Annotated in this window: 11 protein-coding genes and 1 tRNA gene; 11 read left to right on the top strand and 1 reads right to left on the bottom strand. The window is 71.2% G+C overall.

All coding sequences use genetic code 11. The features are described 5' to 3' along the window. Nucleotides 1–72 precede the first annotated feature (72 nt). The 8 genes from IE241_RS18480 (at nt 73) to IE241_RS18445 (ending at nt 6955) form a co-directional block, all read left to right on the top strand. Nucleotides 73–438, top strand: a complete 366-nt coding sequence (locus IE241_RS18480) for a hypothetical protein (protein WP_190022860.1) — start codon at nt 73–75, stop codon at nt 436–438. Between the two features lie 94 nt (nt 439–532). Further along, entirely contained in the window at nt 533–1279 is a 747-nt protein-coding gene (locus tag IE241_RS18475; protein ID WP_190022859.1) for a DUF5819 family protein, read from the top strand. Next, on the top strand, nt 1276–2343 hold the full coding sequence (locus IE241_RS18470; RefSeq protein ID WP_190022858.1) for an HTTM domain-containing protein: 1068 nt from the start codon (nt 1276–1278) through the stop codon (nt 2341–2343). The genes IE241_RS18475 and IE241_RS18470 overlap by 4 nt, the downstream gene beginning before the upstream one ends. Continuing rightward, complete coding sequence (locus tag IE241_RS18465; RefSeq protein ID WP_190022857.1) at nt 2333–3895, top strand: serine hydrolase domain-containing protein; 1563 nt, start codon at nt 2333–2335, stop codon at nt 3893–3895. The genes IE241_RS18470 and IE241_RS18465 overlap by 11 nt, the downstream gene beginning before the upstream one ends. 16 nt (nt 3896–3911) lie before the next feature. Then, complete coding sequence (locus IE241_RS18460; protein ID WP_190022856.1) at nt 3912–5387, top strand: phytoene desaturase family protein; 1476 nt, start codon at nt 3912–3914, stop codon at nt 5385–5387. A gap of 31 nt (nt 5388–5418) precedes the next feature. Continuing rightward, nucleotides 5419–5616 (top strand): helix-turn-helix transcriptional regulator, encoded by a 198-nt coding sequence (locus IE241_RS18455; protein ID WP_190022855.1) that lies wholly within the window; start codon nt 5419–5421, stop codon nt 5614–5616. After that, nucleotides 5600–6016 (top strand): hypothetical protein, encoded by a 417-nt coding sequence (locus IE241_RS18450; RefSeq protein ID WP_190022854.1) that lies wholly within the window; start codon nt 5600–5602, stop codon nt 6014–6016. Before IE241_RS18455 ends, IE241_RS18450 begins: the two co-directional genes overlap by 17 nt. Nucleotides 6017–6064: 48 nt before the next feature. Beyond that, nucleotides 6065–6955 (top strand): DUF2268 domain-containing putative Zn-dependent protease, encoded by an 891-nt coding sequence (locus IE241_RS18445; protein ID WP_190022853.1) that lies wholly within the window; start codon nt 6065–6067, stop codon nt 6953–6955. Between the two features lie 62 nt (nt 6956–7017). Here IE241_RS18445 and IE241_RS18440 read toward each other — a convergent pair whose 3' ends face one another. Then, nucleotides 7018–9927 carry an AfsR/SARP family transcriptional regulator gene (locus IE241_RS18440; RefSeq protein ID WP_190022852.1) on the bottom strand — a complete coding sequence of 970 codons (2910 nt, stop codon included), beginning with the start codon at nt 9925–9927 and terminating at the stop codon, nt 7018–7020. Between the two features lie 308 nt (nt 9928–10235). Between IE241_RS18440 and IE241_RS18435 the strand changes: the two genes are divergently transcribed. The 3 genes from IE241_RS18435 to IE241_RS18425 all read left to right on the top strand — a co-directional run bounded on the left by IE241_RS18435 (nt 10236) and on the right by IE241_RS18425 (nt 11289). Beyond that, nucleotides 10236–10649 (top strand): septal ring lytic transglycosylase RlpA family protein, encoded by a 414-nt coding sequence (locus IE241_RS18435; protein ID WP_229899468.1) that lies wholly within the window; start codon nt 10236–10238, stop codon nt 10647–10649. Nucleotides 10650–10761: 112 nt separating this feature from the next. Beyond that, nucleotides 10762–11205, top strand: coding sequence for a DUF6234 family protein (locus IE241_RS18430; RefSeq protein WP_190022850.1), 444 nt, complete (start codon nt 10762–10764; stop codon nt 11203–11205). A 10-nt stretch (nt 11206–11215) separates the two neighbouring features. Beyond that, a tRNA-Lys gene (locus tag IE241_RS18425) sits at nt 11216–11289 on the top strand. The last annotated feature ends 37 nt before the right edge of the window (nt 11290–11326 follow it).

Genomic DNA, 11326 nt, shown 5'->3' with positions numbered 1-11326 from the left:
TATTGCTGCCCGTAATCGGGCCCGGTGGGCAGTGACCTGGTGAAATCGCACCCATTGAGAGAGATATAAAAAATGAAGAGTGTGAAGCTCGTCGTCGCGGGAATCGCCGTGGCCGTTTGCGCCTCGGCCGTTACTGCGACGAGCGCGTCCGCATCGCCGTCCTCCGCCCGTTCGGGAAGCGAGACCACCGTGGCCGCTTTCCAGGAGGCGGCCACCAAGTCCGAGAACATCGTCGACCCGGACGGCGACCTCGCGCCGCAGTGCAACGCGGCGTTCGCCAAGAACGTGGCGGCGGGCGTCGTGGCCAGCGCGGCCTGGGAGACCGGCAAGAAGGTGGCCGCGGGAATGATGAAGCCGCGCGCCAAGCAGTTCCGCCGCGGTGGCGCCACCTCGGTTCCGGAGATCAGCGGGTCCGGTCTGTCCCGCGCCTTCGACTGACCGCAGTAGCACCGCACGATCGGTCCTGGGTGGCGGACCCCTTCACCGGGTTCCGCCACCCGGGCGCAGCGCAGCCAGGAAAGCAGCTGGAAAAGTGGAAGACTCCCATCCCGAAGAAATGCCGCTCACGCAGTGGAGCAGAGCCAGGCGGAGGGCATTGCTGGCGGCCGGTGCCGCAATATCTCTGGCCCTGGCGTTCCACTTCGGTATGACGGCCATTTACCACACGCCGTTCAACCCGGTCAAAGAGAAGTACAACAAGGAGATTTCCTCCTATATGTTGCCGTATTTCGGCCAGGACTGGCACCTTTTCGCGCCGGATCCCGTGGACAAGGACCTGGGCGTGCTGGTCAGGGCGAAGATGCGGAAGCCCGACGGATCGACGGTCACCACGCAGTGGTCCGACGCCACCTCGCCCGGCCTTCAGGAGCTCTACGACGCCCGGTTCTGGCCGTCGCGAGAATCCCGCCTCTCCTCCGGCGTGCCGACCCAGCTGGACTCCTGGCGCGACACCGAGCTCGAGAAGATCCGGAAGAAGAACCGGCCGGAGAGCGCGCCCGGGAAAGAGCCCGGGAAAGAGCCCGAGGAAGAAAAGCTGAAGGATCTCGATCCTCCGCTCACGCAGAACGAGAAGGACAACCGGGAGTCGGCCGTGCGCTACGCCCAGTCGTTCGCCAGCGCCTGCGCGGCGAAGCTGTGGGGGACCGGCGTCGAATCCGTGCAGGTGCGCATCGTCTCCAATGAATTTCCGAGGTTCTCGCAGCGCTACGCGCGGGACGCCAAGGGCAAGATTTCCTACTACGACCTGCCGTGGATGAAGCCGATCAAGGTCGCGCCATGACAATGACCGAAGCGACGACTGAAGCGGCGGCGGAGAAGGATTCGCCCGCAAGCTCTTCCACCGGCTCCGCCTCGAACCCCGCGCCGTCCGGCCCGAAGGCATTGTTCTACGCCTGGTTCGAGAAGTTCAGCGGCAAGCGGCACGCCCTCATCGGGGCGGCTCTCACGAGAATCCTCCTGGGCGCAGCCGGGCTCTACTTCTACTTGCGAGACTACTCCGACCGGAGCTTTCTCTGGGGCCCCGAAGCCGTATGGCCCTGGCAGAATTTCATCGACGCGGACGACGAGGCGTTCTCGCTGTACGCCCTCAGCAAGTCCGAAACGTGGTTCCAAGTCGTCTTCCATGCCGGTGCGGTGGCCGCCCTGCTGTTCATGCTGGGGTGGAAAACCCGTGTGATGACAGTGGTCCACTACGTCTTCCTGTGGTCGCTGCAGCAGCGCAATCCCCTGCTCCTGGACGGTGGTGACAACGCGACCGTCATCGTCCTGGTCTTCATTCTGTTCGTCGATTGCGGGTCCCGGTTCTCGCTCGACGCCCGGGCACGCCGGCGGAAGAAGCCGGCACGCACTTCGCCTGCTTCCGGATCCATGAGGTACAGGATCGGATCGCTCCTGCACCACGCGGGACTCCTGGCCGTCATCCTCCAGGTGTGCACGATCTACCTCGTCTCGGGCATGTACAAGGTCCAGGGCGATCGCTGGCAGAACGGGACCGCGCTCTACTACATCCTCCGCGGCGCGGAGTTCGGCTGGCCGGGCGTCAACCACTTCCTCTACGAGCACGCCACACTGGTCGTGGCGATGACGTACGGAACGGTGTTCTTCCAGCTCGGCTTCTCGTTCCTGCTCCTCAAGCGCGGGCTGCGGCCCTTCGCCGTCGCCTGCGGCGTCCTGCTGCACCTGGGCATCGCCATTCACATGGCAGGGCTCATCACGTTCTCCCTGACCATGATCGCTCTGGAGCTGGTCATCATGGGGGACGAGCACTACCGGCGCCTCGCCGGTGCGGCACGAGCGCTGGCAGCGAAGTTCGGCGGCCGCCTGCCGACGACTCATGCCGACTGAACAGGCGCGCGCGGCACGGGACGGCGGGGCGGTCGGGGCGCTGCGCATGCGCGTACGGCGGCATGGGCGCCGCCGCATGGCCCTGCTGGGCCTCACGGTGCTGGCGGGTGCGGGGGCGGGGATGTTCCTCGCCCCCCGCCCGGCGGCTCTCGGCAGCGCGACGACCGGTGACACCGCCCTCGCCGCCCAGGTGCGCGAGGCCGCCGGTGACGGCCGGGGCTATCGCGGGCTGTCGGTGGCCGTCATCAGCCGTGACGGGATCCGTCTGGCCGGCCTGGGCGACTCGGGCGACCGGGAACGCACTGCCGTGGACGAGTCCACGGTCTTCGAGGCCGGCTCCCTGGGAAAGGCGATGACCGGCATGCTCCTGTCGGAACTCGCCGCCCGGCACACCCTTCGGCTGGACGTTCCCCTGGAAAGGCTTCTGCCCGATGAGCCCTTCAGCGACCCGACGCTGGGGGAGGCCACGCTCATGGACCTGGCGACCCACCGGGCCGGAGTCGACCTGATGCCGTCGAGCCTCGACGTGCTCCTGCGCGGTGCGGAGCTGCGGACCCTGGGCATGGATCCGTACCGGGGCATCACCCCGGACGACGTCGTCACGGCCGGCCGCCAAGCCTCCTCCAGCGGAACCGGGAGATTCCGGTACTCGAATCTCGGCATGGCGCTCGCGGGCCAGACGGCCGCGCGCGTCACCGGCAAGCCCTACGAGGAACTCCTGCGGCAACACCTCCTCGTACCGCTGGGCATGAGCCACACCCAAACCGTGCGCTCCGAGAGCGAGATACCGCCGAACAGCGCCGTCGGCCACCGGGCCAACGGCGCGGGCATGCAGCACTGGCTGGCGTCGGGCTACACACCCGCCGGAGACCTCTGGTCGACCAGTGGAGACCTCGCGGGTCTCATGCGGGCCGTGATGCTCGGCACGGCACCAGGCTCCGGAGCGGCCACACCACAGTTCGACGCCGGCGCCGTGGGACGCATCGGGCTGGGCTGGTACACCACACGCCTGCAAGGCCGCGACATCACCTGGCACGACGGCGAAACGGGCGGATTCACCTCCTACATGGGCTTCGACCGGTCCAGCGGCAAGGGCGTGGTCGTCCTCTCCAACACGGACCAGCCGGTCGATGCCATCGGCCAACACCTGCTGGGGCTCATGCCGGAGAGGTCGTACCCCACGCACGACGCCACGCCCATCCTGCTCACAGTGCTGTGCTGTGCCGGAGCCGCATGTCCCGTCTTCTACGTGGCCCGGCGGAGATTCCCCAGAAGGGTCCACCGCGTCCATTCCGTCCTGAGCGTCGCCTTCGGCGTCGCCCTCCTCGGCCTGGCGCGGCGCATCGGAGACTGGGTCTCCGTGCCGCCATGGCTGTGGGCCGTGGGCGGCGTCCTCCTCGCGGTGGGCTGCTGGTGGGCCGTCCTGCGGCTCCCCCCGGCGGACGGCGCCCGCAAGGATCCGCCACCCCTCAAAGCGGCGCTCCTGGGAGCGCGGTACGCGGCAGGCCTTCTGTCCTTGTTCCTGCTCGTCATCGCAGCCGAGCTCTCATGAAAACGCGAGGCATCCCGTGAACCGCACAGACGCGGCGGTGGTGGGCACAGGCCCCAACGGCCTGGCCGCCGCCGTGACCCTGGCCCGTGCCGGACTGCGCGTCGAGCTCTACGAGGCGGCCCGGGACATCGGCGGCGGCCTGCGCGGCAAGGCGCTCTTCGACGCCGATGTGGTCCACGACGTCTGTGCGGCCGTCCACCCGATGGCCGCGGCTTCCCGCTTCTTCCGCGAATTCGACCTGTCCGCGCGCGGCGTGGACCTCCTGCACCCCGAGATCAGCTACGCCCACCCGCTGGACCGCGCCCCCGCCGCCCTCGCCTTCCGCGACCTGGACGCCACCTGCGAGCACCTGGGACCCGACGGAGCCCGCTGGCGGGCGGCGATGGAGCCCCTGCTCCGCCGCAGCACCGGTGTCGTCGACCTGATCCTCTCCGGACAGCGCGGCATCCCCGGTGATCTCCTGGCCCCCTTCGTGCTGGCCCCCAGGGTGCTCGCCCACGGCAGCCCGTTCGCGCCCGCCCTGTTCCGTACGGAGCGGGCCCGGGCGCTGCTGACCGGTGTCGCCGCGCATGCCGTCGGGAGGCTGCCCAGCCTCGCCGCCGGCGCGGTCGCCCTGCTGCTGGGACATCTCGCGCACGGCACGGGCTGGCCGATACCGCGGGGCGGCAGCAGCCGTATCGCCCAGGTGATGGCCGACGACATCACGGCCCACGGCGGAGTCATCCACACCGGCCGGCGGATCACCGACCTGAGGGAACTCGGCCACGCCGCAACGGTGCTGCTCGACACCAGCCCGAAGACCTTCCTGCAGATCGCCGGCGACCGGCTGCCCGACCGCTACAAGCGCCGCCTCGCGCGCTTCCGCTACGGACCCGGCGCCGCGAAGGCCGACTTCCTCGTCTCCGGCCCGATCCCCTGGACCGACCCGGACGTCGGCAGGGCGGGTACGGTCCACCTCGGCGGCACACAGCGCGAGATGTTCCGCCAGGAGAGCCTCACCGCGAAGGGCATCGCCACCGACGAGCCCTTCGTGCTGGTGGTCGACCCCATGACGGCCGACCCCGGACGCGGTCTGCCCGGCAAACGCCCGGTGTGGGCCTACGCACACGTACCCCACGGCGACACGCGCGACCCGGTCGGCCTCGTGCGCGCCCGCATCGAGCGCTACGCCCCCGGGTTCACCGACACCGTGCTCGCCCAGCGAGGCATCACCGCCGCCGGATACGAGGCGTACAACCCGAACTACGTGGGCGGCGACATCGGATCGGGCGCCATGACACTCACTCAGAGCATCCTGCGCCCCGTGCCCCAGATCGACCCCTACCCCACGCCCCTGCCGGGCGTATACCTGTGCTCCGCCTCCACGCCGCCCGGACCGAGCGTCCACGGCATGTCCGGCTACCTCGCCGCCCTCTCCGTGCTGCGCCGCGAGTACGGGGTCCGCATCGCGCCCTCCCTCGCACCGAACGAGCCGCTGTCAGCAGACCGTTGACACCCGGGGATGTAAAGCTTACTTTCCATTCATGCGAAACGAGGTCCGCCGGCTGCGCGGTCTCCAAGGGCTGTCCCAGCAGGCACTGGGCACGGCGCTGGGGGTTTCCCGGCAGACGGTGAACGCCATCGAGCAGGGCCGCTACGACCCGTCGCTGCCACTGGCCATACGAATCGCCCGATACTTCGGGCTCCCCGTTGAGGAGATCTTCCATGCCGACGAGGCCTAGCACCGGTCGCACGCCCACCCGGTGGGCCGTGCTCGCCCTGACCTCCGTCGCGGGCGTCGCAATGGCGCTGGTCATGGCGCTGCGCGGAGACATCATGATGGCCGTCCTCCTGCCGGCGATCAGCATCGGCTACGGGCTCACCGTGACGCTGTCCGCATCCCGCAGCGACGTCGCCGCGCAGCTCAGCGGGCACGAAGAGGACGAACGCCGGCAGCTCATCAACCTGCGGGCGGCCGCGATGACCGGGAACGTCCTCGTCGCCGCTCTCGTGTGCGGCGTCGCCTACGAGCTGGCCCGCGACGAACTCGGCGGTCCCTTCACCGTGCTGAGCGCGCTCGGCGGCTTCACGTACATCGTGGCCTCGGCCGCCTACACGCGCTCCGGGAGCGCCTCGCTGTAACCCGCGCTGTTTGACCCTCCTGTAACAGGAGGCCCTACGGTCCGGGACATGAAGATTGTTGTTCACGACACGGCGTCCGCCATGATTGACCTCCTTCAGCGACCGCTGGAGGAGCGGCCCGACGCCCTGCGAGACATGCTCAGCCCGCTCCAGAGCGTCCTGGCCCCCGTGATGGGCGAGGTCGACCTGGTCGAGATGCACCGCCAGAGCAGCGGCTTCCGGCTCGAGCACGATGACCCGCGGTACCTGCCGGCCGTGCGCCGGATGCAGGAGGCGGGCGTGTGGACCCGCATCGAGGACACGCTCGCCTCCGCGTGGGAGCGGATCAGCGGTGCGGTGCCCGGCATCAAGCACGCCGAGACCGTGCACGTCGTCGTGGTGCTCGGCAACCCCGACGACGAGCAGCTGATGGGCGGCAGCGCCGGCTACTTCGGTGTGGGCGGCATCCCCGGCGCGATCCAGCTGATCGTGTGGCCCACCGACACGAGCCTGGAGAAGATCGGCTACGGCGCCGCGCACGAGCTCCACCACAACGTGCGCTACGCGAACGTCACCTGGAACCCGATGACCGTCACGGTGGGAGAACACGTCGTCGCCGAGGGGCTGGCCGAGGCGTTCGTACGGGAACTGGCCGGCGAACAGGCCCTGGGCCCGTGGTCGCAGGCCCTGACCGGAGCCGGCCTGGACAGCGCCTACGCGAAGATCACCGACGACATCGACGTGGCCGGGATGCAGAACCTGGCCGCGTACGTGCTGGGCGACGCCACCGCACAGCGCATGGGCCAGGAGCCCGTGGGGCTGCCGGACTACGCCGGGTACGGGGTCGGCCTGCGGATCGTGGACGCCCACCTGACGGCCTCGGGCCTGACCGCCGCCCGGAGCACGGCCCTGCCGGTGCGCGAGATCCTGGGGAACGCGGGGGTGCCGACCAGAGTGTGACCGCCCGCAGCAAGCCGCACCGAGAAGGAAGCAGTGCCCGCTTTACGCGCAACCGGTCGTCTCTAGGCGACCGTGTCGCGCGGTGCCCATGACGGCCACGGTGTCGTGCGGCGCGGAGGTCGTGGTGCGCCGCTGAGGCGTTGCAGGGGGGAGGCCTCCGGAGCGCCGATGGCGGCCAGGAGGGCGTGGGCGCGGGTCCAGTGGTCACGGGCGCGCTGGGCGTTCTCGCCGCCGCCCCGGTCGGCCATGGCGTGGCCGAGTTCGGCGAGGGCGAGGCCGGTGCCGTACTGGTCGCCGTCGGCGGCGAGGGCGTCCGCGGCACGGGCGGCCGCCTCCGCGGACTCCTCGGCGCGTGCCGCGCTGCGCAGGGCCCGGGCCAGGGCGAGGAGCGTGCGGCCGGTGCGGCGGTGGTCGGCGGGGTCGATCAGGGCCAGGGCGGCGCGGAAGTGTCCGGCGGCCCGCGGGTGGTCGTCCAGTTCGTCGGCGATGGTGCCGAGCGTGTGGGAGACCATCGCTTCCAGCCGGGGGCTCGCGAGGCTGCGGCTGATGACGCGGGCGGAGTCGGCGGTGCGCTGGGCGTCGGGCACCCGGCCGCTCCTGGCCAGGGCCTGGGCCAGGCTGAGCAGTTCGGGCACGGCCGCGTCGTGGTCGCCGGCGTCCTGGTGCAGGGCGGCGGCGGTCCGGAAGCTCTCCGCGGCGTCGCCGTGGCGGCCGACGTGGGTGAAGCACATACCCAGGGCGGTGTTGGCGTGGGCGCGCAGGACGGGCGGCAGGGCGTGCGTGTCGCACAGCTCCAGGGCCCGCAGGAGCTCGGCCTGGGCCGGGGTGGCGGAGCCCACTTCGACGAGGAGCCGGCCGAGGGCCAGGCGTACGCGGGCCTCGGCGGGCGCGTCCCCGCGGTCGACGGTGTGCCGCAGCAGGGCGTTGGCCGCGCGGCCGAGCCGGAGGGCGCCGTGCCCGCAGTCGTGCGTGAGGGTGGTGTCGAGCAGGAGCGTGGAGGCGTCCGTCAGGTTGAGCCCGGCGGGTGCCTCCTGGGCGCACTGCAGGAGGAGAGTGGCGATGTCACGCGGGTTCGCCCAGGGACGCCGCCCGGCGAGCGCCTCGCGGTAGAGGCCGAGGAGCCGGCCGAGGACGAGGTCGCGCACGGGGGCGTCGGCGGGTGTCAGGGTGCGGGCGAAGGCCCGTACGAGGTCGTGGTAGCGGTAGCGCTCGGGTGCAGGGGTCTCCAGCAGCGAGCAGTCCACGAGGGACTCCGCCAGATCCTCCGCCCGGCAGCGGGGCAGTCCGGTCACCTCGGCGACGACGTCGAGGGGGAGGTCGCGCAGCCGGGGGAGGGCGAGCATCCGGAAGGCCTCCGCCTGGGCCGGATCGAGCTGCTCGTAGCTCATCCGGAACGTCGCCTCGACCTCGATGCCGCCGCTGCGCAGGACGTCGAGCCGGTGCTGCTCGTCCACCAGCCGGCCGGCCACGCCCGCGATCGTCCAGGAGGGGCGGCAGGCGAGCCGGGAGGCGAGGACGCGGACGGCTAGCGGCAGATGGCCGCACATCTCCAGGACCTGTCGTACGGCCTCCGTCTCGCCGGCCGTCCGTTCCTCCCCAGCGATGCGGGCGAACAGCTCCTGTGCCTCGGCCGGATCGAGGACGCCGACGCTGAGGAAGCGCGCACCGGGCAGCGGCGCGAGGCGGGCCCGGCTGGTGACGACGACCGCGCAGCCGGGACTGCCCGGCAGCAGCGGCAGGACCTGCTCGCCGTCCTTGGCGTTGTCCAGCAGCATCAGGACCCGCCGCCCGGCCAGGACGGATCGCAGCAGCGCCGCCCGCGCGGTGACACCGGCCGGCATGGTCTGCGTGGGGACGCCGAAGGCCTGCAGGAATCGTTCCAGCGTCTCCTCCGGGGGCGCGGGCCGTCCGCAGTCCCCGTGCAGGTCGGCGTAGAGCTGGCCATCGGGGAACTCCTCGGAGACGCGGTGCGCGATGTGGACGGCGAGCTCCGTCTTGCCGGCTCCGCCGAGGCCCGACAGGGCCACCACCGGCACGACGCCGGGGGCGCGTAGTGCGGCGACGGCCGTCTCCACCTCCTGCCGCCGCCCGGTGAAGTCGGCCGCGCCGAAGGGGAGCTGCCGTGGTGTGGGCAGCGGTGCCGGAGCGTGCGCCGGGGAAGGCGTCAGGGGCCGGGCCTCGTGCGCGGCGGCGTCGGGTGCGGGGAACAGGGCCGGCACGGGATCGCCCGCCAGGATCCGCTGGTGGAGCTCGCGCACGGCGGGCCCGGGGTCGACGCCCACTTCCTCGGCCAGAGTGCTGCGCATCGCGGCGTACGCGGCCAGGGCGTCGGCCTGCCGTCCGGCGTGACAGAGGGCCAGCATGCGCAGCTCGGTGAAGCGCTCGTGCAGTGGGTGACGACTGGTCAGGTCGGCGAGCTCCTCCAGGGCGGCGCCGTGCCGGCCGAGGGCCAGGTCGAGCTCCAGACGGAGCGCGAGGAGCTCCGTCCTGCGCTCGGCCCAGCAGGTGCGCTGCCGCTGCGCGTACGGGCCGGGCAGCGACATCAGCGCCTCGCCCCGCCACAGGGCCAGCGCCTCCTCGGCGGCGTCGCGGGCCCGGCTGTAGTCGCCCGACGCACGGTGGCGCTGCGCCTCCGCAGTGAGTTCCTCCCAGCGCCGGCAGTCGAGGCGGACGGCCTCTTCCGGGATCCGGTACGCACCGGCGACGGAGAGCAGGGTGTCGTGGCCGAGGACGCGCCGCAGCCGGTACGCGTAGGTCCGCATGGTGCCGAGCGCGTGGTCCGGGGGCTCCTGCGCCCACAGGCCGTCGATCAGCTGGGCGGTGGTGACGGCGCGTCCGAGGTCGAGCAGCAGCATCGCGAGCAGGGTCCGCTGCTGGGGCGGTCCCAGCGGAAGTTCGGTCCCGTCGCGCCAGGCGCGCAGTGGACCGAGGACGCTGAACCGCAAGCCTTCCGCAGGCTCTTCTCCACCCATGCCCACCCGCCTCCGCTCTCGTGACCGCAAGGACGCCGACGCCGCCAGTTGCGTTGAGTAAAGCTCATGCCAATGGAGTCGGGGTAGAGAGCATCCATGGTCTGACCAGGTGTGCAGCGGCGACGCGGACGGACATCAGGGGGCGGCGTCCGCCCCTGCCGGTCCTTCCGCTTGCCCACCGCCGCAGTGCCGCCGCATGCCGTCGCATGCCGCTGATCGGCTGCACTGCCGCGCCCGGAGGACTGGAATCCGTCCGCAGCGGACACGATCTTCCAGACCTGAGGATCCGAGGACGGACCGAGGCCCCCATGACGTACCGCAGGACGCCCGGCCGCCGCACCTCGGCCACGGTGATGGCGCTGGCGGCCGTCCTGGCCTGCACCGTCCCCCTCCCGGCCCGCGCCGACGGCCGCGACGTGCGGACCTGCACCGCCTCGTGGTACGGCGCGCCGGAGGAGATGCTCGACGGCTGGCCCACCGCCAGCGGCGAGCCCTTCGACCCGGAGGCGATGACCGCCGCCAGCCGGGACCTCAAGTTCGGCACCCGCGTACGGGTCACCAACGCCGAAACCGGTGACTCGGTCATGGTGAGGATCAACGACCGGGGTCCGAGGGACACGCGTCGCTGCATCGACCTGTCGCGGGCCGCGTTCGAGGAGATCGCCGACACCGACCTGGGCCTCGTCCGGGTGAGCCTGGAAACCCTCGGCGGCGTCGCATGAGCGCCGGCTTGAGCGTGAGCGCCGCCTTGCAGATGAGCGTCGGCTTACAGGTGGGTGAGCATGAGTACGCGTACTCATGCCACCTCCGCAGCCCCCGGGAAACACTGAGGTCATGGCACCTCTCCCCGTGGCACCCCCTGCCGTGGTCCCGCACCGTTCCCGCACCGGCGCAAGCGCCGGCATCCCCTGGTACGCGGATCTGCTGATCGCCCTCGGCCTCCTGGCGCTGGAGGTCGTGGCGAGCATCGGCTGCCTGTACGTCGTGGGCATCGAGGGGTGGGGCCACAACGCCGGTTACGGGGGTCAGCGGGATGCGCCCCCGCCGCCCGACACCTCCGGACAGCTGTTTGCGTTCTTCGCCGTCCTCGCCGCGTTCGCCTTCGTCGCGGCCGTCGGCCTGGCGTTCGCGCGGGCCTTCATCACCGTCGTCGTCCAGGGTCTCGTAGCCGCGTGTCTCGGCCTGGCCCTGCTCGCCTTCCCGATCGTCGACCACGGCCGGGCCGAGAGCAGCGGCCCGTCCGGGACCGGGGGTAACGCACCATCATTCGTACGGTAGTATTCATTTCGCGCCGCTAGCTCAGTTGGTTAGAGCGGCTGACTCTTAATCAGCAGGTCCGGGGTTCGAGTCCCTGGTGGCGCACCGAGAAGGGCCCTCGCCTCACGGCGGGGGCCCTTTT

The sequence above is a fragment of the Streptomyces hiroshimensis genome (assembly GCF_014650335.1).
In the GTDB taxonomy this organism is placed as follows: Bacteria; Actinomycetota; Actinomycetes; order Streptomycetales; family Streptomycetaceae; genus Streptomyces; species Streptomyces hiroshimensis.
The sequence above is the reverse complement of the archived record's forward strand: the minus strand, read 5'-3'. Positions and strand labels throughout refer to the sequence as shown.

Excerpts from the sequence above, each read along its gene's own strand:
- IE241_RS18480 (WP_190022860.1), top strand. The coding sequence starts at position 73 with ATGAAGAGTGTGAAGCTCGTCGTCGCGGGAATCGCCGTGGCCGTTTGC.
- IE241_RS18470 (WP_190022858.1), top strand. The coding sequence starts at position 1,276 with ATGACAATGACCGAAGCGACGACTGAAGCGGCGGCGGAGAAGGATTCG.
- IE241_RS18465 (WP_190022857.1), top strand. The coding sequence starts at position 2,333 with ATGCCGACTGAACAGGCGCGCGCGGCACGGGACGGCGGGGCGGTCGGG.
- IE241_RS18455 (WP_190022855.1), top strand. The coding sequence starts at position 5,419 with ATGCGAAACGAGGTCCGCCGGCTGCGCGGTCTCCAAGGGCTGTCCCAG.
- IE241_RS18450 (WP_190022854.1), top strand. The coding sequence starts at position 5,600 with ATGCCGACGAGGCCTAGCACCGGTCGCACGCCCACCCGGTGGGCCGTG.
- IE241_RS18445 (WP_190022853.1), top strand. The coding sequence starts at position 6,065 with ATGAAGATTGTTGTTCACGACACGGCGTCCGCCATGATTGACCTCCTT.
- IE241_RS18440 (WP_190022852.1), bottom strand. The coding sequence starts at position 9,927 with ATGGGTGGAGAAGAGCCTGCGGAAGGCTTGCGGTTCAGCGTCCTCGGT.
- IE241_RS18435 (WP_229899468.1), top strand. The coding sequence starts at position 10,236 with ATGACGTACCGCAGGACGCCCGGCCGCCGCACCTCGGCCACGGTGATG.
- IE241_RS18430 (WP_190022850.1), top strand. The coding sequence starts at position 10,762 with ATGGCACCTCTCCCCGTGGCACCCCCTGCCGTGGTCCCGCACCGTTCC.